The organism is Vibrio sp. UCD-FRSSP16_30, from assembly GCF_001676025.1.
Taxonomy (GTDB): Bacteria; Pseudomonadota; Gammaproteobacteria; order Enterobacterales; family Vibrionaceae; genus Vibrio.
Genome location: NZ_LZFW01000011.1, coordinates 1 through 22293, shown reverse-complemented (window position 1 = coordinate 22293; position 22293 = coordinate 1). Strand labels below are relative to the sequence as shown.

The following is a 22293-nucleotide window of genomic DNA, read 5'->3' as shown; positions in this document are numbered from 1 at the left end:
GTAGGGGCTAGTGAATTAGCCCCATGTAATGGTCAAAGGCCTTAGGCCACTTTAGTGATTTTAACTGGACATTTTTTGAAGTCGGTCTGTTTTGACAGTGGATCAGTTGCATCCAAAATCAATTTATTAATCAGAATTCGAGCATCAAAGAATGGAATAAATACTAAGCCTCTAGGTGGACGGTTACGACCGCGAGTTTCTACGCGAACGCGAATCTCACCACGTTTGTTCGACACTAGAACTTCTTCACCACGACGAAGATTTTTCTCTTTGGCATCTGCTGGGTGTATGTAACACACTGCATCTGGTACCGCTTTGTAAAGCTCTGGTACACGGCGCGTCATGGTACCGGTATGCCAATGCTCTAGCACACGGCCAGTACATAGCCACATATCAAACTCTTCACTTGGTACTTCTGGCGGAGCTTCGTAAGGCGCAGAAATAATCCACGCTTTGCCGTCTGGTTTACCGTAGAAGTCCCAATCTGATCCCGCTTTTGCATAAGGATCGGAGCCTTCTTTAAAGCGCCACAATGTTTCTTTGCCATCCACAACAGGCCAGCGTAAGCCGCGAACTTGGTGGTAAGTATCATACGGTGCTAAGTCATGCCCATGGCCACGACCAAAGGTAGCGTATTCTTCAAATAGGCCTTTTTGAACGTAGAAACCTTGTGCTTGAGCGTCATCGTTCAGCTCTTGCGCTTCAGTTAATGGGTATTTGTCGATATGACCATTTTTGAACAACATGTCGTACATGGTTTTACCGCGATACTCAGGCGCTTTAGCAAGTAATTCTTCTGGCCAAACTTCTTCCATTTTGAAGCGCTTGGAGAATTCCATAATTTGCCAAAGATCCGATTTCGCTTCGCCAACAGTTTCAACTTGTTGATACCAAGCTTGAGTACGTCGCTCAGCATTACCGTACGCACCTTCTTTTTCGACCCACATAGCGGTTGGAAGAATCAAATCTGATGCTTGCGCTGTTGCGGTTGGGTACGGGTCTGAAGTAACAATGAAGTTGTCTGGGTTACGGTAACCAGGAAGACGTTCTTTGTTAATGTTTGGACCTGCTTGCAGGTTGTTGTTACACATTACCCAGTAAGCATTTAGCTTGCCATCGTTCAGCATGCGATCTTGCACAACGGCGTGGTAACCCGGTTTCGGCGGGATAGTGCCTTCTGGTAGTTTCCAAATGCCTTCAGCAATTTTTCTGTGCTTAGGATTTGCAACCACCATATCTGCTGGCAGACGGTGGGAGAAGGTGCCGACTTCACGAGCAGTACCACAAGCTGATGGTTGACCGGTTAGTGAGAATGGTGAGTTACCAGGAGTTGAGATTTTACCTGTCAATAAATGCAGGTTATAAATCAGGTTGTTCATCCAAACGCCACGAGTGTGCTGGTTAACACCCATAGTCCAAAGCGACATGATCTTAAGGTTAGGATCGGCGTATTGCTCGGCCAGTTTGATCAAATGCTCTTGTGAAACACCAGAGATTTCACTGGCTTTCTCAACAGTGTAAGGCGCAACAGATTTAGCGTATGCATCAAAGTCGATGCCTGACATCTTGCCTGAGTTTGGATTTGCCGCTGCTTCTTGCAGTGGGTCGTCATCACGTAGGCCATAACCGATATCAGTATCAGCTTGTTTGAAATGCGTGTGCTTAGTGACAAAGTCATGGTTCACTTTATCGTTTTGAATGATGTAGTTCGCAATGAAGTTTGCAATCGCAAGATCTGATTGAGGGTGGAAAATGTAGCCATGGTCTGCCAATTCAAAAGAACGGTGATAATAGGTCGACAGAACATTAACTTGTACGTGAGGGTGACTTAGACGGCGGTCGGCAATGCGAGTCCACAATACTGGGTGCATTTCCGCCATATTTGAACCCCAAAGCACGAATGCATCGGCATGTTCAAAATCGTCATAACAACCCATTGGCTCATCAATACCGAAAGCTCGCATAAACCCACCTACCGCAGATGCCATACAGTGGCGTGCGTTAGGGTCGATGTTATTTGAGCGAAGGCCGGCTTTCATCATTTTAGAGGCTGCATAACCTTCCATGACAGTCCACTGGCCAGAGCCGAACATACCAACGCTTGTTGGGCCGTTCTTTTTAAGGGCTTCTTTCCACTTTTCGGCCATGGTGTCTAGAGCAACATCCCATGAGACAGGTGCAAATTCACCGTTTTTATCGTACTTACCATTTGTCATTCTCAACAAAGGTTGAGTTAATCGGTCTTCACCGTACATGATTTTAGATAGGAAGTAGCCTTTGATACAGTTTAGGCCCTTGTTGACGGGCGCTTCTGGATCACCTTGGGTTGCAACGACTTTGCCGCCTTGCGTTCCGACCAGCACTGAACAGCCTGTACCACAAAAACGACAGGGTGCTTTATCCCATTTAATCTTTGTTTGGTCTGAGCTTGCAATGAGATTGGTTGCAGAAGCGGGAAGTGAAATTCCGGCTACCGCTGCAGCAGAAGCCGCAGCATTTGCTTTCACAAACTCGCGTCGTGTCATTTTCATAATAAGTCCTCTTGCGGGGTCGGTGTACTATTGCTGGCATCGGTAGCAACCGTTGCATGAATGTCTGTATCAAGGGCGTCTATATCAGTTTCGATTTGGTGATAAACCAAAGCAGTACTGATCACTTCGGGTAAATCATTAATTTCATCGATTGTCGAGGTAATATAGCCTTGGTCTACCGTTTCCATAACGACAACAAATTTGCCTGCGGATTCGGCATAAATTTCGGTAGTAGAAAATTGATTTACTTTGTTACGGATAGGCTCCATCTCTGCTGGGTTACAGTAAATAACAAAGCTTGAAATATGAACTTCACTGGCTGGCATAGCGATCCTCGTTGCAGTCAGTTATTGAAACAGCCGTTACTGGACAGACACTTAAACAAGCGCCACATCCAGTGCACAACTGAGAGTCTAGTTTAGGCTTTGGAACATGCCCAATACCAAACGTAAATTGTATTGCTGCCGGTTCGCATTCGTCTGCACAAGTGCGACACTCAACATTATTGTTAGATAGGCATGATTCATTGATTTGAGCGACTATTTTCCAAGGCACGTTATCGGTACTATGAAAAAGAGGTTCAGGACAAGCCAACACACATTTTTTACAAAATGAACATTCACCATGGTCAAAATTGATTGCTGGAAATCCACCACTACCATTAATGATGATATTGGTTTCGCAAGCATCGATACATTTACCACAGCGAGTGCATCCGTCGAGAAAGTCAGAGTCTGCTTTTGCCCACGGAAGACGTTGCCCTGTTGCGTAGATAACGGCTGAGTCCGATGTTCGTCTAGTAAATAGTTTTCGTTTTGATAGATCGACCAAAGTTGTCCTTAAAAAGTTAATCATGCGAATACGCACGCATATCTTTAATCACTTACTAATTCTAGGTGAATAAATTGTGTCTGATATACCTAAAAAGGGTTAAACTTATGTTTAACTTGTTTTAGATCAAATAGTTAATGTGGCAGAGTTCACAAAACTGAAAATAGGGAAAAACGTGAAGAAAAATACCGTGCATTCCGTGTCGACCACAATTGGTGGAGCCGTGTCTTTAATGGTGCTGTTGTCGGCTTTTACCATCATGATTGCGGTGGCAACGGTTTATTCTAGTTTTGATGATGCGGAAGCAGTAAACGTATCTGGTTCTATGCGAATGCAAAGCTATCGATTGGCTTATGATGCCCAAATAAATGTCAAAGAATTGCCTCAACATATTGAAGAGTTTGAAGCTTCATTGTTTTCGCCTTCGATGCAAGATTTGATTCGATGGACGGTTCCCATTGATATTCAAAATGATTATCAAGGAATTGTGCAGCGTTGGTATGTAATGAAAGAGTTGTTGTTGACAGAGCAATATGCCGAGTACCAGCAATACTTGCCAATGTTTGTGTCACGCATTGATGATTTTGTACTGAAATTACAGTTAAATTCTGAGCATAAATTATTAAAGTTATTGGTGTTTAGTGCTTTTGCTCTGACGTGTATCATATTGATTTCATTTGTTATTATGCGGTTTTTGCGCTTTAAGGTGTTGTTTCCATTACAAGCGCTGGTGGAAGCGAGCCGTAAAGTGGAGTCACAAGATTTTGATGTGGTACTTAACGACTCAGTGAATAATGAACTAGGGGCGGTGGCATCGACTTTTAATGGCATGACCAAAACCCTTAAAGATCATTACACACGTTTAGAAGCAACGGTGGAAAATAAGACCGAAGAGCTGCGTCATGCTAACCGTTCTTTGAGAGTTCTCTATGAAAGTACCCAACAATTATCAGCATCACGCCTGTCATCGGTGCAGTTTCAGCAGATCATAAACAACCTTGCCACTGTCGATAATATTGAGGCAGTTAAATTGGTTATCGATGATAGTGCAGGGCAGGCTACGCAGTTAATTTCAGGTGATGCTACGTTTGATTCTTATCTTGAAAAACCTCTGATTTTAGATGGGGTGAAATTAGGTTGTTTGTATATACAAATCAATAAGCTACAAATCAACGAGCAGTTTGTCGAAGAAGAGTTGGTTGATAATATGTCGTATATATTGGCGCGTGGTATTTATTACAATCAAGCTCAGAAAAAGTTTGAACAACTATTAATTTATGCAGAGCGCAGTGCCATTGCTCGAGAATTGCATGACTCGCTAGCGCAGTCTTTGTCTTTCTTGAAGATCCAAATGAGCTTACTTAAACGCTCATTAAAGTCTGAAGGTAAAATTGAAGAGATGCCTAAATCATCGGTGACGGTACAAGAAATTGATGATGGTTTACGAGAAGCTTATACACAATTGCGTGAGCTCTTGAGTACCTTTAGATTTAGTATTGATGAGGCTAATTTTGGTGATGCACTGACGGTATTGATTGAAAAGCTGCAAGCAACAACCCGTGCCGAGATTCATGTCGATAACAAACTGTCTTCTATGCAGTTGCAAGCGTCGCAACAAGTCCATTTATTGCAGATTATTCGCGAAGCGACCAATAATGCGATTAAACACGCAAATGCTACGTTGTTACTGGTAGAGTGTGTACAAAATGGGGATCAAATTACTGTCTCCATCAAAGATAATGGATGTGGATTTGACACCAGTATTGAGAAAGCTGAACATTATGGTTTATCTATTCTTAATGAGCGTAGTCAGTATCTAAATGGTAAATTGACCGTTATTAGTGAGCCCAATCTCGGGACCACGATACAAATTACTTTTAATTGTAAGGATGAGTCAGACAGTGAGTAATATCCATCGCATTATGATTGTGGATGATCATCCATTAATTCGACGAGGCATTAAGCAGCTTCTTTCATTTGAAGATGATTTCGATATTGTTTGTGAGGCAACCAGTGGTACTGAAGCACTGGCATTAGCTCATCAACACGATCTAGATTTGATCTTGCTCGATCTTAATATGAAAGGGCTATCCGGTCTTAATACTTTGCAAGCACTTCGTTCTGAGAATATTGCAACTAAAGTGGTCATATTGACCGTTTCGGATTCCCCTGCTGATATTGATGCTATGGTCAAAGCTGGCGCTGATGGGTATCTGTTAAAAGACAGTGAACCTGATGAATTAATTGAACACCTTCATGCCGCGCTAGAGGGTGATAAAGTGTACAGTGATTTGGTTGCCGAGCATATTCGAGACAGAGCCGAAAACCCAAGCTTGCTAGATAGTTTAACCGAGAGAGAGTTAGAGATTTTATCTAAAGTAGCGCTTGGTCATCGCAATAAACAAATTGCCGATGTGTTATTTATCTCTGAATCGACAGTTAAAGTGCACATGAAAAGTTTGCTTAAAAAACTGCAAGTTAAGTCTCGCACCGCCGCTACGATTTTATATTTAGAGCATTATAGTTAGTCATTTCCGAATTTAATTTTACCATTTAAAAACGTCATCATTGTTGATGACGTTTTTATACTCAATTACTCAATTACTCAATTACTCAATTACTCAATTACTCAATTACTTGCGATTCCCCTACCCTCTACTGTACGCATTTCATACAGTCACACATTTATTTTCATTTTGTTACATTTACTTACAAATAATTTACACTCACGAATCTCAAGTATTCACGGGGCTTATGGATGCTTCTGTCTATTTGTTTGTTTATTAAGCGAAATTAATTCTTGCTTGCTTGTTTTGTTGAAAATATGATCGATCTTGTTCGAATTGACTCGAGCAAAATAATGATAACTAAGGGAATGGCATGTATTTCAGAAAAACAATGTTGGCTTCTACAATTGTTCTGGCTTTAACAATGGTTGGTTGTGGTGGTGATTCTAGCTCTAGTGCGAGCGTGGATGCTGGTGACGATGTTACAACACCGGATACTCCAGTAGAAACTTCACTACAAGGTGTGTTTGTGGATGCGGTAGTAGAGGGTTTGTACTATCAATCACAACCGAGTGGGCTTAAAGGGTTTACTGATGCTGCGGGTTTATTTGATTATGAAGACGGTGACTTAGTCACCTTTTTTATTGGTGGAGAAGAAGGCTTGCGTATTGGTCAAACCAATGCTCGAAGTGTTGTGTCACCATTTGAAGTAACGGGCAGTTACCAAAAGTCGCTAAACCTTGCGCGAATCTTGCAAAGTGCAGGGGACACGACAGAGCAATCTATCACTCTGCCTGACAGCTTAAAATCACCAGATGCTAATATGCTGGCCGCGTTAAATAGTGTGCTATTGCATGATATGGATTCGGTAGAAGATTTGAAAGAAGAGCTGGCGGTGGAAGAGTGGGTTTCTGAAGATGAGGCGCTTTCTCATTTAAACAACTCTCTGAAAGATCTAGACCGTGGTGATAAAAGTGCTCTAGTGGACTGGTCTAAAGGCTCACAAGCGTATCTGCGCCAAATCTCGACAACACTATCATCAGATAAAATCTCAGTACATGCCGATAAGTTATTAAACGATGAATTGTTTATGGCAACCGTGGGCTCATCAGCGATGGTCTTACAATTAAACGAGGATAATTTAGTTGTTTTAGAAGGCTCAAATGATACCACTATCAGCGGTGATCAGGCTGGAAGCTATTTGGCTTGTTTAGACGCTGAAGGATTAGATGCAGACTTTGATGGTGATGGCAATGGTTCTGGATCGCTATGTAATGGTGAGACAATCGTTAATACTAAGTTTGTATTAGGTGATGCCTTTGAGTATGTGCTGCTTGATGTGAACGCAGCTAATGAGGAAGACGAATCAGTATCTTGGGATGAGGTGACTGAGTTTGGTGGTATGTGGTCTTGTATTGCCAATGCATCGTGCAGCGAAGGTGAATTAACAAAATTCTCTATTGTTGAATTTGATGATAGTGAAGACGGTGAAGAAGAAGATCTTCGACGTGATGTGCTTTCTGGAAGCTACGATAAAATTACCGGTATTTATACCGAAGTGAAGAAAACTACGCATCTATCGGGTGATAATGCCGGGCGCACAAGCCAAAGCATTAGCTTCACATACCCTGTGAGCGAAGCATCAGAAGAGCGTTATGTTGATTTTATCGGTACATGGCAGGCAGTAACTCATCGTGATGGTTGTGCTGGCAGCACATTATCTACCTATGTATTTAATGCCGAAGGTTTGACAGTAACAGGTAAGGAATTTTACAGTAATTGTGAAACCGAAGAGATGAATGAAACCGTGACCTACACTGAATTAGCTGCGATGGATTACTGGTGGTTTACGATGAATGACGCTGGAGCGAGTAAAGCCACGTTGGCTCAGTTAAACAGCACCATTCGTTGGTGTGATTCTGATGAGTTACAGGACACTTGTGAGGCTTCTGACGAAAAAATGAACCGCTGGCAGTATCAACCTGCCGGTACTGACTGGGATAAGGGTACGTTAATTCGTCAGACTTTATCATCAGCAGGTAGCGTTACCGATATTACCTCTATGTACAAACAGTAGTAGAAAACCGTTACGCTAAATCTTAAATAAAAAAGCCCCTGCAATAATTGCAGGGGCTATGTCTTTGGAATATCGATATCGCTAAAATCTGCGATTACAGTAAAAACTTAAGCAGTCAGTTTTTCTGTTAGCATTTTCTCAAGTTTAACTTGGTCAACAGCAAACAAACGAATACCTTCAGCCAGTTTTTCTACTGCCATTGGATCTTGGTTATGATCCCAGAAGAATTGCGCTTCAGTGAGTGGTGCTGGACGCTCTTGAGTTTGGCCATTATCGATAAGTTTTTCTTCGACAACGCCTTGAGCATTTCCAAGATCTTCAAGCAGTGCAGGGCTTATGGTTAAGCGGTCACAACCGGCGATTTCAAGAATCTCACCTGTGTTACGGAAGCTTGCACCCATTACGACAGTGTTATAGCCATGGGCTTTGTAGTAGTCATAGATAGTCGTAACTGACTGAACGCCTGGATCTTCACTTGGTTCAAAATCACGACCTTCTTTGGCTTTATACCAGTCCATGATACGGCCAACGAATGGTGAGATTAGGAATACGCCCGCTTCAGCACACGCTTGAGCTTGAGCAAATGAGAAAAGAAGCGTTAAGTTACAGTTGATGCCTTCTTTTTCGAGTTGCTCTGCGGCGCGAATGCCTTGCCAAGTAGAAGCCAGTTTAATTAGCACGCGATCTTTAGCAATGCCCGCTTCTTCGTACATCTTAATCAGGCCACGAGCACGCTCAATGCTGCGCTGCGTATCGTAAGACAATCGAGCATCGACTTCGGTAGAAATACGACCCGGAACGATATTTAGAATCTCTTTACCGATATTAACGGCAAGCAAATCGCCAGCGTACGCTAACTGCTGCTCTAGGTTATCGAACTTTTGTTTGGTCTTAGCAATCACGTCATCGATAAGCGAAGCGTAGTGATCAAGTTGAGACGCTTTCAAAATTAATGAAGGGTTTGTTGTCGCATCTTGAGGTTGATACTTTGCAATGGCTTCGATATCACCAGTGTCTGCAACCACTACAGTCATAGAGCGAAGTTGTTCTAGTTTATTGCTCATGTCTTGTCCATCCTATACAAGAGAAATAGGGCAGTGCTAATGACTACCCCCGATAGATAAGATTAATCTAAGGTATTGAGAGGAGTTTGTGAATCGTTTTCATCGGTAGAAGGTGATTAAAATTATCCGCAAACGTTTACCTAATGATTATCCTTGATGACAGACCGTACATTGCGGCTGTTTTGGTAGGGTAAATTCTTGCCATTTCATGCTCAGCGCATCAAACATCATTAGTTTGCCCGGTGCATGTTGCCCAATGTTAGCCAATAGGCGAATGGCTTCTAGTGCTTGCATGCTGCCAATCACACCCACTACAGGCGCGAGAATACCTGCTTCAACACAGCTCAATTCATTCGCGCCAAACAAAGTACTCAAGCATTGATAGCAAGGTTCGCCATCTTGATAGGTAAAGCTGATGACTTGCCCTTCTAATCGAATCGCCGCCCCTGAAACTAGAGGCGTTTTATGCTGGTGGCAAACACGATTTAATTGATTTCGCGTATCAAGGTTGTCACTGGCATCAATGACCAGAGAGTGTTTTGCGACCGCATCCGCGAGTTCATCATTGTTTAAACGTTTGGCAATGGCGCTGATCTTACAACCTGAATTGAGCTGAATAAGACTCTGTTTAGCCGAATCTACTTTGAGGCTGTTAATGTCAGCCTCAGTGTGCAGTATTTGACGTTGCAGGTTCGATATTTCCACTATGTCATCATCAACAATCGTCAAACTGCCAATACCTGCTGACACCAAATAGGGCGTTGCCGCGCATCCTAAGCCACCCGCTCCAATCACCAATACCGAAGCTTGTTTGAGGGCCTCTTGACCCTCAAAATCAAAGGAGCGCAAGATGATTTGTCGGTTATAACGCAGCATCTCTTTATCGCTCAAGATTTCCATATCGGCCTCTGCTTAATAAAGTGTCGAGTTAAATAACTGAATTTGAACCGTTTCGCCCACTTCCACTCGGCCACGTTCACGTTCTAATATCACAAAGCAATTGGCCAGACTCATAGAACGAAATGCTCCAGAGCTTTGATTACCGGTAGTCTCAACTTCAAATTCACCTTTTTCATTAATGGAATAAATACCACGCTGATAATCGGTGCGACCGGGTGATTTTTTAAATGCAGAATGTGTTTTTGCTTGAATAATAGGCTCGGCTTTCCAAGCAGTGTCGCCACTCATTTTTGCCAGTAACGGCTGTACCAAAATATAGGCAGTCATGAATGCGGAAACTGGGTTACCGGGTAATCCACAAAACAGGGCATGATCAAGCTTACCAAAGGCAAAAGGTTTGCCCGGTTTGATGGCTAATTTCCAAAAACCAATTTCTCCGGTTTGCTCAAGAATATCTTTAGTAAAGTCGGCCTCTCCAACACTGACGCCGCCAGAGGTCACGACTACATCGGCTTTCGATTGCGCTTCTTCGAAGGCCTTAACTAATAACTTAGGATCATCAGGAATCACTCCAAGATCAACCACTTCACAACCAAACTTTTCAAACAGTGGAATAGTGCCATAGCGGTTGCTGTCGTAGATTTCGCCTGCACCTAAAGGTACGCCAACCGGTTTTAATTCGTCGCCCGTTGAGAAGGTCGCCACTATCGGTTTGCGGTAAACGTGAATATCAGCCACGCCGAGTGAGGCAAGCATAGGTAAGTCACGCGCGGTTAATCGCTTACCTTGGCTGAGTACCAATTGACCCGTTTTAATATCATCCCCAACAGGGCGGATATTTTGATTAGGTTTAACGTTGGCAGGGTCAAATACAATGCCGTCGCCGGTGACGGTCACTAACTCTTGCATAATAACCGCGTCGCAACCTTGTGGGATTTGCGCGCCAGTCATAATGCGAATGCAGCTCAGTGCTGGCCATTGTCCTTGCAGCGGTGCGCCGGCAAAAGATTGTCCGGCTAAAGGCAGAGTTGCATTTACTTTGAGATCAGCAATTCTTACCGCGTATCCATCCATAGCGGAGTTATCAAAAGGGGGAACATGGATAGGGGATAAGATGTCGCTGGCGAGAACGCGACCTAAGGCTTTATCCAATGGTAATGTTTCGGTTTCTTTGACCGTGTGCGTGTTTTGGAGAATATTAGCCATTGCCTCTTCGATTGGCATTAGGCCCGGAGCGTCACAGCAACCCATCATAGTTCCTTAATTTGTACGAAGATAAAAAAGAACTGTAACACGAGCGCCTAATAGAGGCACTTAAGGGATTAAATTAGATAGTGTAATTTTGACCAAATACAAGTATTCTCATTTGCGCTCGTGTAAATGTTTATTGCGCGATGCAAAGTTGTAGAGACGGAGGACAAATGTCAGGTTTAAGTGAATCAGCACTGTTAGTAAAAGAAGCTCTTGCCAGTAGAGGTTTAGAAACCCCTATGGTGCCAAACGAGCTTACAGCTGATGATAAAAAGAATAAAATTGAATACCATATGCGTGAAATCTTGGGGCTATTGCAACTGGATTTGACCGATGATTCTCTGCAAGATACGCCAAAACGTATTGCTAAAATGTATGTAGATGAAGTGTTCTCAGGCTTAGATTATCAGCGTTTTCCAAAAATCACCGTGATTGAAAACAAAATGAATGTCAGCGAGATGGTTCGCGTAAAAGATATTACGTTAACCAGTACTTGTGAGCACCATTTAGTGACCATCGACGGTCGCGCTGTCGTGGCGTATATCCCAAGAACGAAGATCATTGGTTTATCTAAAATCAATCGCATCGTGCGCTTCTTTGCCCAGCGCCCACAAGTGCAAGAGCGAATGACTCAGCAAATTCTCGTTGCTCTGCAAACATTACTGGAAAGTGATGATGTTGCGGTGAAAATTGATGCTACGCACTACTGCGTTAAATCTCGTGGTGTGATGGATGCAACCAGTGAAACTACTACTACGGCATTAGGTGGGATCTTCAAATCAAACCCTGCAACTCGCCATGAGTTCTTACACGGTTTAAGTTAATCCTCCCGCGCTATCAATATACTATCACTGGCCTAGTGACTGCGGTTTATCCTCTTTTATGTCGAGGTTTAAACCGTTCAGGCCAGTACATCGCAACATAACCTATCGATACCCATATCACCAATAAAGTCGCAATAGTCAGCTCAAACATACCAAATTGATGTAACCAATACCAATCATAATGAGCATGTTCAAACCAAGATGTCAGTCGTGACATTGCCACTGCACTAATCACTGACGGAAAAGTTACCGCCGCAATAGAAGGCTGAAATTTCAAACTAAGCAGATTGATATAGCATAGGTAAATCAGCAGGGTCATGGTGATGGCGATGCCGGCTAATGCTCCGGTTAATATTGGATCAGGATCGGGAAAGTTCACCAAATAAGCGGCAAGGGTTAAATTGATTGGCGCGGCCATAATGGCCAGCGTTGGACGGGCTTTGCGCGGCAGTTTGCCAAAGAATACCAATCGGTAGAGCACCAATGGCAGCATAAAGAAATAGATAGCAACACAGGTCATGACTAAGGTTTCAGAAAAGACCGTATGGCCAAACTGTGTGCCTGCAAGAGAGCTACTAATTACCCCTACCGGATATAAAAACCAGCTGGGTACAATGTTAGACATTTTAAAGTTGGCTAACTGAAAACCAAAAAACAGCACCATCATCGTAATATGCAGCAGTAATGCCACCACCCAAAGTGGATAAGCAATATAGGGTGATATAACCGCAAGATAATCACATAAAATCAATAAAGCCATACTCATTGGTGCCATTAAACTGCCTCTTAAAGGATGCTTAATATCGGTCATGAATACCGCTTTATTTGATAAATACTTCATTAAAACAGGAAGTAGCAGAAGTGCGCCAAAGCAGGCAAGGTAAGGGCGAATGACTTCACCAATACTAGGAATGTAAAGAGCCCATGCTTGGCCTAAACCAATGACTCCTAAGGCAAGTGCTGCCTGAGAGGGGGGGACATTGTGATATTGTACAAAGCGCTTCCAGTCCAACAAGTATTCCTGTTATGCATTAAATTAGAAAACACCTTGATCAATCGATCAAGGTGTAAAGAAAAGTAAGCGATCATAGCAAGGTCAACACTTGTATTGCAAATAGATTCCTATTCTGTAGGAAGATCGTCCTGCCTTAATTTGGTTTTCTTTAATGTACGGTTTAATAATTGGCTGTAGATTGGCTTGCCACCGAGTAGTTGAGCGAAGATTACCGCGCCCAAGCTTGTGATAATAAGTGGCAAGATCAAATAGTAATTATTGGTCATTTCGATAACCAGTAAGATGCCTGTGATAGGTGCTCTAACCGTTGCGGCGAACAGTGCGCCCATACCGGCTATGGCAAACATTCCGGGAGTAATTGGTAGCTCAGGGAACATATGCTGCGCAATCAGGCCAAAGGCGTAGCCAAATAGTGTACCTAGAGCCAACATTGGCGCAAAAATACCACCAGGAGCACCAGAGCCAAAACAGAGCATGGTGGTCACTATACGAGCTGCAAATAAGAACAACAAAAGGTCGACACTAAATCCGCCAGTGGTTATGGTTGGAATTAACTCAATACCACCGCCTGTCACTTCAGGAAGGTACAGCAGGATCAAACCAAAGCTACCACCGATTAAGCTACCAGTAATCAAGTAGCGACCACGTTTATTTTGATGCAATTTTACAAAGGCATCTTGTGAGAAAGTCACCAAGCGGTTGAAGACCACCCCAAAAATACCAAACATGATACCAAGCAGTAAAAACAACCATAAAGTAGACAGTTCAGGAGAGACATATTGCGGCGTTTGAATGACCGCATGTTGACCTCTAAGGGCGCGAAATATAATAGTCGCACTAATTGATGAGATGATTACCGCGCGAATCGAAATTAAAGAGTAGCGAAACTGAGGTCGCATCTCTTCAACTACAAACATGATCGCGGCAAGTGGAGCATTGAATGCCGCTGCCAGACCAGCTGCAGAACCGGCAGCTAAAAGAGTATGCCGAGTATCATCATTTTTAACATGGAAGATGTCACTGATCATACGACCGATAGCGCCACCCATTTGTACGGTAGGGCCTTCTTGACCAAGTACCATGCCTGAACCCAGCGTACCAGTACCACCAAAGAATTTGACGGGTAATACTCGCCACCAACGAACAGGACGAACGCCTTCCATTGCGCCTTCGATTTCAGGGATGCCGGAGCCAGACGCTTCTGGTGCAAAGCGGTGTACTAAATAGTAACCAAAAAATGCAAGAGCCGCACTGATAAGAAAGGCTGCTAGCCAAAGAGGAACTAAACCACCGATAGACTGCTTTAACCAATCAGTACGAGTATCAGACACAAAGTGTACTGCCGCTTCAAAAGAGGTCGAGACTAAGCCGGCTAGAACGCCAACCAGAACAGATAAAAATAAAACCGAAAATGAGGTGTTATCACGAGAGAGAAATTGACTAATCGTGTCCTTTGGCATTCTTGCTAGTAGGGACCGTTTGATTTTTTCTCTTGCTGTCATTGTAATGAGACCTTTCACACCAGTGGTTAATTAAAATCATGAAACTAAATTATAAGCCGATAAATAAATAAAGGCAGGTAAATCAACGAATAATAATGCACAGTTTACACAGGTTATGCGTAAACTAATCTAGTTATTTTTTCATTATATACTTGCAGTTTTTGTAACCTTTGCCATAGTTAAAGAGGTGAAGTAGATAGGGAATTCCTCTAGGAGAAAATATCACTTCATGTCGATGAACTTACTGTTTAATCGCAACTTGCTTAAGTTAGATAAGTATTATCGCAATATGGCTGAAGAGCTTTAAAATACTGTAATGCTCGTTAATAGTTCTCCGGTTTATAACCCGCGAGATTCGCAAACTCACGATTGAGTAACGAGACCATAAGGCGCATTTTAAATGCGCCTTTGTGTTATTTTATGCAGTGATCATAGCACTGTTATTGCCTTTAATTTTTCCTATTTTCACCCATAAAAACGCAAACTTGCTTTTCGATTTCTTATATGCGTTACATATTTATTATTTGTACTGCATATGTATAATTCTTCATCGCTTGCCTGTTATTCATTCATATTGAATTATTTGATGGGTTATGAACTTTTATAGATAACGAGATTGAGAATGAAAGTCGTGGAATACGTACTGATGACGGCAATGACAATGGGTATTTTGTTTACAATATTGAATACGTTTAACGCACATGCAGGAAATATCTGGGATACAGTATTAGTTCTAAGATAATAACCACCACGGCGATACATAAGCTTATTTAAAAGCTCATGTTTTTTTGCAATGAAATTGTTCATATTTGATGTTTTAACTTCCTCCATTAATGTGATTCTTGTAAACTCTACCGCTCAATTCGTCTGTATAGAATCCTTGCTATGTCTAATAAAACTCCCACAAATATCATCACCGGTTTCTTAGGAACAGGTAAAACCACGGCTATTTTGAATTTACTGAAAAACAAACCAGAAAATGAAAAGTGGGCAGTATTGGTCAATGAATTTGGTGAGATAGGCATCGATGGTGCATTAATGTCAGAGCAGGGTGCAATCATTAAAGAAGTACCTGGTGGCTGCATGTGCTGCACCGCAGGTGTGCCTATGAGTGTTGGCCTAAATATGTTGCTTCGCCAGAAACCCGATCGTCTATTGATCGAGCCGACAGGTTTAGGTCATCCTAAAGAAGTCATGGCTACGCTTACCTCAGATCAGTACCTGCCGTATATCGAACTTCGCACTACCATGACCATGACTGATGCGCGCTATTTTGATGATGAAAAGTACACTAGCAATGACAACTTCCAACAGCAGCTTGCGGTTGCCGATATTGTGGTTGCCAACAAAACTGAATTAGCGACTCAAGCACAAAATGACAATATGCAAGTGTGGCTTGCTGAACAAGGCTTTACTTATCGTGTTGTGAATACCAGCAATGGTCAGCTAGAGACGGAACTGCTTGATGAAGTCATACAAGCTAACGTGAATATAGAAATTGAAGCGCATCACCATCATCACGCAGCGATGGAGCCTCAATTTGGTATTCCGCCAAATCAAAAGTTTGTACGTAAAGAAAACAAAGGGCAGGGCTATTTCAGTTGTGGTTGGCTGTTTGGACCGGAAGTGACCTTCCCATTTGATGATATTTTCTCTCTGTTTTCAGACTTAACCGCAGAGCGTATTAAAGCGGTGATTAACACAGAAAAAGGCTGCTTTGCATTTAATGTGGCAGACGGGACAGTTTCGGTTAATGAAATGTCTTTAGAGGGCTTTGAGTCACGTATGGAAGTGATTGACAGTCAGCTTATGCCTTGGGATCAGCTAGAAGGTATCTTGTTAACATTAGCAGGACTTTCTGCTAGTGATGCGGTTACAGAACAATAAACCATTTGACGTTAACCCGTGGGATTAACCTGATATAAAGTCGTTAAAGCCTTTAATAACACTCTGCGCCCAATCTTGAATATCACGGATTGGGTTGCCATTGAGTGATTGCCAAATTTGCTCACCATAGACAGCAGAAACCAATAAGGCTAAAACCAAAACGGGTAATAGATAGCGTCGAATCATCTTATATCCCTTTAATGAAGATTCCCTTATAAAAGAGAATAGCTCATCATTGTATGAAATGTAGACGATTAAACGCTATTTTTGACCATTTACTTACTGTGATTGGTCTTAATATAGAAAGATTATTAGCGCTTATTGCGTAAATAACGTTTACGTCGCTCTTCTTTCTTTTTCTTTTTCGCTTCTTCTTTGCGTACGGCTTCTTTTTCCACTTCAATGATCTCTTCAGAGATCATCTCTGGCAGTTCTAATGTCAGCTGTCCTAACACACCTTGGCGCAGTTCATGCAATAGAATCTCTGAGGCTTTATGCAAATCAACGCGGCCGCCTGAACGCAATGCGCCACGCTTTCTGCCAATGGCTTCCATCAGTTCGATTTCTGTCTCTGGCAACTCTTCAAGCTGGTAACGTTCTTTCAAACGTTCAGGATATTGTTTTGCTAAATACTCAACGGTATAGAAAGCAACTTCGTCATATTCCATCGCGGTATCTTTGATAGCACCCGTTGCCGCCAGACGAAAACCACTGTGTGGATTTTCAACTTTAGGCCATAAAATTCCTGGTGTATCAGAAAGTACCACGCCATTTTGCAAGTTGATGCGTTGCTGGCGACGAGTCACCGCAGGTTGGTTACCTGTTTGTGCGATAGTACGACCGGCCAATGTATTGATGATGGTCGATTTACCTACGTTAGGAATGCCCATGATCATGGTGCGAATATTTTTGCCCATCGCCTCGCGGTGAGGGGCTAATTTACGACACAGCTCCATGACCTTATGAATTTCTTGAGGATTCTCTGTGGTGACGGCCATTGCTTTGACGCCTTCTTGGCGTTCATAGTGCTCAATCCACACTTGAGTCAATTCAGGATCAGACAAATCTCTTTTGTTTAATACCTTCACACATGGCTTATCACCCCTAATTTCTGAGATCATAGGGTTCTCAGAAGAATAAGGAATGCGAGCATCTAATACTTCAATGATCACATCGATTTGAGGAACTACTTCCTCAATCTCTTTGCGAGCCTTGTGCATGTGCCCTGGGAACCACTGGATTTTGCTTGCAACCATATGTATTTAATACCTTTTATTCTTATATTTGGACTGGTGGGGTATCAGGTGGGGTACCAAGTGATGAAATTCGATTTTGGGGTACCAAAGGCAAAATCCAAGTCACCCATAGCCACATCAGCAATTAATGTGACGATATTAACATTTTCTTGTATATAGGAACACACTCCTACACGATGAAAGCTTTGACAAATCAAAACAAATGGATCTTCAGAGTATTCCGTTATTGGGTCATACCATCTGTATTGGTGATAATATAACCTGATTTTGATAATTCGAAGTAGCAGCTCCCAAAAGCACCAAAATAAAATCTTTCAAAGTAAAGTGCACTTCAACTTACCTTTCGGATGATAGAATTAAGCATGATTTCTGTGTTTTTAGGATACTAGATTATTTTAGTGTCGGTATCACGCCCTTTAAAATAATTCTTGATATTGGTTGAGTAGTTTTTGACATTGCTTTTGTACTGATTCTTGAATGCTTTGATTTTTTTGTGACGCTCGCTTCTTAATTTAGTCATTGTCTTTTCGTCATCCCACATGCGTTGTACAGATTGTTGTTCTTTTTGACGCTTTGTCTCGACCTTGATTTGCTGAACCGATTTGTAATTGTCTTCAATTAATTTAGTAATGACAGCTTCAATCCGGTTGTCCTCATACGCATTATTTATTAAATCATCGAGTTGTATTACTACCTGCTTTGGTAAGCCAAAAGAGTAATATTTATATCCTTCTTTTTCTTTTTCTTTTTTTCTGCTGAACAGTCGTTTATTCCAAGCCCGAAAAATACGACTACGGATGGCCTTTCCTTCTATATTTGCGTATGCGCCCCATGATCCCACGGGGCGATATTGTTAGTGTTTGAAGTTCCAAGGTAGGAGTTCATCGATATTGGGTTCAGCTTTCGCTTGCTCCTGCATGCATTTGACCAGATAGTCGTACAAGATAAGACCATTTGCTTTGGCTGTTTCGACGATGCTGTAAAGCATCGCACTCGCGTCAGCCCCATTTTGTGTGCTCGAGAACAACCAGTTCTTCCTACCAATGATCAGCGGTTTAATTGCGCGTTCAGCACGGTTATTTGTGACCATCATCGATATAGCGAATAAGCTTAGGCCATTGCCCAAGCGTATATTTAATCGCTTTACCCAGTGAGCTAGACCCTGTGGCCTGGGTTGAGAGTGAGGTTGATAAATGGATGAAAGAACGCTTATTTCAACGATGAGTTATTGATGGTCTGAAAGCTCACAAAAGTAAATGAAAATTTTAAATAATATCTCCAATCACCTCGCCGATTTTTATAGTCCTGATTACTAAGATGTAACTGTCTTAATCAACCAGGAGCTATACCATGACGGAATCTAAGAAACCTTTAACTCAAACTGATGTTCGCCGCATACAGTCAGCTACGGCGAAAGCCAATGGAGGCAAAATTCCTAAAGGCAGCTTTGCAGCCAAAGCTCAGAGTGTCGTAGATAAGCGTTCTAAATAATTCATTTTGGCATAGGGTCGGTTCACGGCCCTATGAAGGAGTTTATATGCGAAGAATGAGCAAAGATAAGGATATCAATAAGTTTGTACTTTCATTAGTGAAATTGAGCTGCTGGACCGCTGTCCGTGGTACCAAACATATTGCATTGTTATCACCTTTAGGTAAACGTATAACCATACCTTCCACTCCCAGTGACCGAAGGGCTTACATTAACTTCAAGAAAGACATTCTAAGGATAATCAGTAATGAAGCTGCCTCACAAAAAACGAGCTAAGCCGTATCCAACTATTCAGTGTTTACTTCGTGAAGTCGCTATTGCATTTGACGTAAAAACAGCTAGTGACGAAGATGAGAGCAGGCGTGCAGCTAAGCAACTTGATGATAGCTGCAAATCAGAAGAGCTAAGCATCGACAAGTATTACGCGATATTGTCGTTGAATATTCTGAACCCAATAAGACAAAACTTTGATGACGAGATATCAGCGAGAGTTGAAAACTTTTTGGTTAACTTACTCAAACGTTACGCTCATTGGATGAAAAACTATCCATTGGATCGTCTTTCTGTTGAGCAGGCGAGTGAACTGTTTGAGCGCACGCAGTTTTTTGAAAACCTTGCACTTAGTTGCTTTTTGAGTGAAGAGGAAGATGGACAAGCTCTCTGTCTGCCAAATGACATGGAGCTAACCTTATTCAATCCTGACATGCTTCCATTACTTCAAAGCTGTTTTGATGATAAGGACATGAAAGACCGGCTACGAACGTGGTGGAATGGAACTGAACTTCCTTCTTTTCGTTTTGTGATGAGTATGGATAGCGCAGCTGATCACGCCTTATCGGACGAATCATGGAGAATGATCAAGTGGGGTATCATTAGCTCGCGTTTTGTTCGTTATATACAATCAAGTTCGACGTTTACGAACGTATCATTTTCACATGCAAAAGCCTTTCTGGACGCTAACAGGAATCGTAGTAAAAATTATCATGAGTTCTGCGAACAGATCCGTTCATTGAAACAGTGGTACGAGGCAGTCAGTCATACTTCAAAGTCTGTGAGCCACAAGAACGAGTTTGAAAAGCGGTTAACAAACTTGGAGCTGGTGATTGATGGGCTTCCTAGCAAGATAGAAGCGTACCATCATCTACTTTGGTACAAAGCCAGGCATTCGATTTGGTCTGGGGAGCTAACCGAAGCGAACGAGTACTATCAGCAAGCGTTTACAGAGGTTTTGTATCGGGATCATTCAAAAGCAGTGCTAGGAGAGATTATCAAAGAGTCGTTGTTGGTCGCCGCTCACCAAGCTAGGCCAGATTTAGTTTTTCTCAAGAGATTAAAAACGGCACAAATTTACTTTTTCAATGAGCTGATGCCAGCAGGGTACCAGGCAGAAGGTTCAGGTAAATATCAGGTTCTAGCTAACAACGAAGTGGAATCTTATCGCACTGAATTTAAGCGTTACTTCCCAGATGAACTTTGTTATCCAGGAATTAAATGGCCGGTATACAAGCAGAAAGTCGGTTATATTCTAGAAGAAATCGACTCTTCAGATCACATTGATTCTAAGCGAAAGAAAATTGAAATTGGTCTGGATGGGGGCGCTCAGCGAAAGACAACACCACTTATCTATGCTTGTCTAAATAACGACGTTGAGAAAGTTGAAAAGCTGCTTGAATCGGGTGCAAGTGTAAATGCTCTTTCCGAAGTAGGGGAGTCGCCGCTGTTGATTGCACTAGCGAATCTTGATTTTAGTGAGCCGACGTCGCCACTTGACGACTCAATTTTCAATCTTGTCTCAGAGCATGCGCACAGTGAGAAAACTCTAAATATAGTCTCTACACGAAAAATGAACTTTCCTTTGTTTGCTGCGGTTGAGAGTGGTCGTCCAGAGATCGTGAAAAAGGTGCTATCGATGAGCAAGGATATAACTGTTGATCTGAAGGGGAGTATTGAATATCAAACGCCGCTGTATGCGTGTTTGGATAAGCTTGCAATGATCAAGAATCCGAGCAAGTTCAAGGAAAGTCTTATGTCGATGCCAAGTGAAGAAGCAGTAAACCAGCTTAAGCCTCTATTTGCAGGGACGAGCTCACCATTCAATGCAGAGTTAAGTTCCCAATTGAGTGCTCAACAGCAGGACCCAAGGTTCCTCGCGATGATGGACGTTATATTTGAATATGTGACGGAACGCTTCCCCAAACCTTTTTCTATGCGCCAGATTGCTCGAATCCTTTTAAATGCTGGTGCCAATCCAAATATTGAAGTGGTAAAAAATGGTATGCGTTATACGCCGTTGATGCTGGCTGCTGAGCTCAATGAGTTAAAATTGTTCAAAAAAATGATCGAACACGGTGGGGATATGAAAAAAACGTATACGGTTCCTGTTGGTACATCTTTCCCTAAAAGAGCTATTGATTGCTTGGATATCGCGGAATATTTTAAGGCCGATGACGTGAAACGGTATATAGAAGACAGTCTAGATGGTCAAATTTAACGGATTAATAAACAGTAACTTGCCGAATTATGGGGAGAACAATAGAAACATATAGATGAAGTTAGAACGGTTTGTGTTCTATGGTGGTACTAGAAGCACGTGTTGGTAATAACAGCTAGCATCTGTATCGAACAAGATAAACCAGGGAAGCAGCATGATTTCACAGCAACAGCAGTACATCGCATACATCAAGGCTAACGGTGTAGGTTCTAAAGATAAAGTAGCCGACTCAGTAAAGTCCTACCTTTCGTACCTTGAGAGTGTACAAAGGCATCTCGGCATCACTATCAGTGCTGATAATTTGTCCTCGGACCAAGATATCGCGAGTATCTCAGAGCGGTTGAGAATATTAAAGAAAGTTTCGGAGAAAGTAAGCGGTTAACGAAACCCACCTATCAATAGAAATCTAGCTTCGTCATAGTATCTTTTTTAAAGGAGATATTATGAATCAAGAACAAAAACGTCATCACTGGGCTCAGATACTTGAGCAGCAACTAAACAGCAACTCGACGATTAAACAGTTTTGCCTCGATAATGGCATTAACTACCAAACCTTTCATTATTGGTTTAAAAAACTCAATAAACTAGAAGAACAAATTCAAGTTCAACCAATAGTGGTGACCGAAAATAATGTCGGCTACACCGCAAGTGTGGTGGTGCTCACACTG

Annotated in this window: 20 protein-coding genes and 1 pseudogene; 9 read left to right on the top strand and 12 right to left on the bottom strand. The window is 42.3% G+C overall.

Annotated features, from left to right (window positions below; all coding sequences use genetic code 11):
- Window positions 1-41: 41 nt before the first annotated feature.
- From napA to napF, 3 genes are read right to left on the bottom strand one after another with little or no spacing between them, the layout of a single operon-like run.
- Window positions 42-2531 (bottom strand): periplasmic nitrate reductase subunit alpha, encoded by a 2490-nt coding sequence (gene napA, locus A9260_RS06765; protein WP_068697437.1) that lies wholly within the window; start codon window positions 2529-2531, stop codon window positions 42-44.
- Entirely contained in the window at window positions 2528-2857 is a 330-nt protein-coding gene (locus A9260_RS06760) for a chaperone NapD (protein ID WP_068697435.1), read from the bottom strand. The genes napA and A9260_RS06760 overlap by 4 nt, the downstream gene beginning before the upstream one ends.
- Entirely contained in the window at window positions 2844-3362 is a 519-nt protein-coding gene (gene napF, locus A9260_RS06755; RefSeq protein WP_068697483.1) for a ferredoxin-type protein NapF, read from the bottom strand. The genes A9260_RS06760 and napF overlap by 14 nt, the downstream gene beginning before the upstream one ends.
- 175 nt (window positions 3363-3537) lie before the next feature.
- On the opposite strand from napF, the gene narQ reads away from it, so the two are divergent.
- The 3 genes from narQ (at window position 3538) to A9260_RS06740 (ending at window position 7946) form a co-directional block, all read left to right on the top strand.
- On the top strand, window positions 3538-5271 hold the full coding sequence (narQ, locus tag A9260_RS06750) for a nitrate/nitrite two-component system sensor histidine kinase NarQ (RefSeq protein WP_068697433.1): 1734 nt from the start codon (window positions 3538-3540) through the stop codon (window positions 5269-5271).
- Between the two features lie 13 nt (window positions 5272-5284).
- Window positions 5285-5890: a response regulator gene (locus A9260_RS06745; protein ID WP_068697481.1), complete on the top strand. Its 606-nt coding sequence runs from the start codon at window positions 5285-5287 to the stop codon at window positions 5888-5890.
- A gap of 352 nt (window positions 5891-6242) precedes the next feature.
- A complete protein-coding gene (locus tag A9260_RS06740; protein ID WP_068697431.1) occupies window positions 6243-7946 on the top strand; it encodes a hypothetical protein in 1704 nt (567 codons plus the stop codon).
- A gap of 107 nt (window positions 7947-8053) precedes the next feature.
- Here A9260_RS06740 and tal read toward each other — a convergent pair whose 3' ends face one another.
- The 3 genes from tal to moeA all read right to left on the bottom strand — a co-directional run bounded on the left by tal (window position 8054) and on the right by moeA (window position 11161).
- Window positions 8054-9010: a transaldolase gene (tal, locus tag A9260_RS06735; RefSeq protein ID WP_068697428.1), complete on the bottom strand. Its 957-nt coding sequence runs from the start codon at window positions 9008-9010 to the stop codon at window positions 8054-8056.
- A gap of 147 nt (window positions 9011-9157) precedes the next feature.
- The gene (moeB, locus tag A9260_RS06730) at window positions 9158-9910 is read right to left on the bottom strand and encodes a molybdopterin-synthase adenylyltransferase MoeB (protein WP_068697426.1); all 753 of its coding nucleotides are present in this window, start codon (window positions 9908-9910) and stop codon (window positions 9158-9160) included.
- Window positions 9911-9922: 12 nt separating this feature from the next.
- Complete coding sequence (gene moeA, locus A9260_RS06725) at window positions 9923-11161, bottom strand: molybdopterin molybdotransferase MoeA (protein ID WP_068697424.1); 1239 nt, start codon at window positions 11159-11161, stop codon at window positions 9923-9925.
- 170 nt (window positions 11162-11331) lie between these two features.
- Between moeA and folE the strand changes: the two genes are divergently transcribed.
- Window positions 11332-11985, top strand: a complete 654-nt coding sequence (gene folE / locus A9260_RS06720) for a GTP cyclohydrolase I FolE (RefSeq protein WP_068697422.1) — start codon at window positions 11332-11334, stop codon at window positions 11983-11985.
- A 46-nt stretch (window positions 11986-12031) separates the two neighbouring features.
- Here folE and A9260_RS06715 read toward each other — a convergent pair whose 3' ends face one another.
- Both A9260_RS06715 and clcA read right to left on the bottom strand, forming a co-directional pair.
- On the bottom strand, window positions 12032-12997 hold the full coding sequence (locus A9260_RS06715; RefSeq protein ID WP_068697421.1) for a TDT family transporter: 966 nt from the start codon (window positions 12995-12997) through the stop codon (window positions 12032-12034).
- Between the two features lie 110 nt (window positions 12998-13107).
- Window positions 13108-14502 (bottom strand): H(+)/Cl(-) exchange transporter ClcA, encoded by a 1395-nt coding sequence (gene clcA / locus A9260_RS06710; RefSeq protein ID WP_068697419.1) that lies wholly within the window; start codon window positions 14500-14502, stop codon window positions 13108-13110.
- An 885-nt stretch (window positions 14503-15387) separates the two neighbouring features.
- On the opposite strand from clcA, the gene A9260_RS06700 reads away from it, so the two are divergent.
- The gene (locus A9260_RS06700) at window positions 15388-16389 is read left to right on the top strand and encodes a CobW family GTP-binding protein (protein WP_068697415.1); all 1002 of its coding nucleotides are present in this window, start codon (window positions 15388-15390) and stop codon (window positions 16387-16389) included.
- Window positions 16390-16413: 24 nt separating this feature from the next.
- Here A9260_RS06700 and A9260_RS16895 read toward each other — a convergent pair whose 3' ends face one another.
- The 4 genes and pseudogenes from A9260_RS16895 to A9260_RS06685 all read right to left on the bottom strand — a co-directional run.
- The gene (locus tag A9260_RS16895; RefSeq protein ID WP_156684008.1) at window positions 16414-16575 is read right to left on the bottom strand and encodes a hypothetical protein; all 162 of its coding nucleotides are present in this window, start codon (window positions 16573-16575) and stop codon (window positions 16414-16416) included.
- A gap of 125 nt (window positions 16576-16700) precedes the next feature.
- On the bottom strand, window positions 16701-17645 hold the full coding sequence (gene ylqF / locus A9260_RS06695) for a ribosome biogenesis GTPase YlqF (RefSeq protein ID WP_068697413.1): 945 nt from the start codon (window positions 17643-17645) through the stop codon (window positions 16701-16703).
- A gap of 385 nt (window positions 17646-18030) precedes the next feature.
- Complete coding sequence (locus A9260_RS06690; protein WP_068697411.1) at window positions 18031-18486, bottom strand: hypothetical protein; 456 nt, start codon at window positions 18484-18486, stop codon at window positions 18031-18033.
- A gap of 12 nt (window positions 18487-18498) precedes the next feature.
- Window positions 18499-18805, bottom strand: a pseudogene (locus A9260_RS06685) (IS66 family transposase); the annotation flags it as partial.
- A gap of 190 nt (window positions 18806-18995) precedes the next feature.
- Between A9260_RS06685 and A9260_RS16590 the strand changes: the two are divergent.
- The 4 genes from A9260_RS16590 to tnpA form a co-directional block, all read left to right on the top strand.
- Window positions 18996-19136: a hypothetical protein gene (locus A9260_RS16590; RefSeq protein WP_082957075.1), complete on the top strand. Its 141-nt coding sequence runs from the start codon at window positions 18996-18998 to the stop codon at window positions 19134-19136.
- A 245-nt stretch (window positions 19137-19381) separates the two neighbouring features.
- On the top strand, window positions 19382-21625 hold the full coding sequence (locus A9260_RS06675; protein WP_068697406.1) for an ankyrin repeat domain-containing protein: 2244 nt from the start codon (window positions 19382-19384) through the stop codon (window positions 21623-21625).
- 154 nt (window positions 21626-21779) lie between these two features.
- Window positions 21780-22007 (top strand): hypothetical protein, encoded by a 228-nt coding sequence (locus A9260_RS06670; RefSeq protein WP_068697404.1) that lies wholly within the window; start codon window positions 21780-21782, stop codon window positions 22005-22007.
- 61 nt (window positions 22008-22068) lie between these two features.
- On the top strand, window positions 22069-22293 hold a 225-nt coding region (gene tnpA, locus A9260_RS06665), incomplete at its 3' end, for an IS66 family insertion sequence element accessory protein TnpA (RefSeq protein ID WP_068697402.1).

What these genes read in the sequence shown, in the direction of transcription:
- napA (WP_068697437.1), bottom strand. Translation starts at nt 2,531, where the DNA reads ATGAAAATGACACGACGCGAGTTTGTGAAAGCAAATGCTGCGGCTTCT.
- A9260_RS06760 (WP_068697435.1), bottom strand. Translation starts at nt 2,857, where the DNA reads ATGCCAGCCAGTGAAGTTCATATTTCAAGCTTTGTTATTTACTGTAAC.
- A9260_RS06745 (WP_068697481.1), top strand. Translation starts at nt 5,285, where the DNA reads ATGATTGTGGATGATCATCCATTAATTCGACGAGGCATTAAGCAGCTT.
- A9260_RS06740 (WP_068697431.1), top strand. Translation starts at nt 6,243, where the DNA reads ATGTATTTCAGAAAAACAATGTTGGCTTCTACAATTGTTCTGGCTTTA.
- tal (WP_068697428.1), bottom strand. Translation starts at nt 9,010, where the DNA reads ATGAGCAATAAACTAGAACAACTTCGCTCTATGACTGTAGTGGTTGCA.
- moeB (WP_068697426.1), bottom strand. Translation starts at nt 9,910, where the DNA reads ATGGAAATCTTGAGCGATAAAGAGATGCTGCGTTATAACCGACAAATC.
- moeA (WP_068697424.1), bottom strand. Translation starts at nt 11,161, where the DNA reads ATGGGTTGCTGTGACGCTCCGGGCCTAATGCCAATCGAAGAGGCAATG.
- folE (WP_068697422.1), top strand. Translation starts at nt 11,332, where the DNA reads ATGTCAGGTTTAAGTGAATCAGCACTGTTAGTAAAAGAAGCTCTTGCC.
- clcA (WP_068697419.1), bottom strand. Translation starts at nt 14,502, where the DNA reads ATGACAGCAAGAGAAAAAATCAAACGGTCCCTACTAGCAAGAATGCCA.
- A9260_RS06700 (WP_068697415.1), top strand. Translation starts at nt 15,388, where the DNA reads ATGTCTAATAAAACTCCCACAAATATCATCACCGGTTTCTTAGGAACA.
- A9260_RS16895 (WP_156684008.1), bottom strand. Translation starts at nt 16,575, where the DNA reads ATGATTCGACGCTATCTATTACCCGTTTTGGTTTTAGCCTTATTGGTT.
- ylqF (WP_068697413.1), bottom strand. Translation starts at nt 17,645, where the DNA reads ATGGTTGCAAGCAAAATCCAGTGGTTCCCAGGGCACATGCACAAGGCT.
- A9260_RS16590 (WP_082957075.1), top strand. Translation starts at nt 18,996, where the DNA reads ATGACGGAATCTAAGAAACCTTTAACTCAAACTGATGTTCGCCGCATA.
- A9260_RS06675 (WP_068697406.1), top strand. Translation starts at nt 19,382, where the DNA reads ATGAAGCTGCCTCACAAAAAACGAGCTAAGCCGTATCCAACTATTCAG.
- A9260_RS06670 (WP_068697404.1), top strand. Translation starts at nt 21,780, where the DNA reads ATGATTTCACAGCAACAGCAGTACATCGCATACATCAAGGCTAACGGT.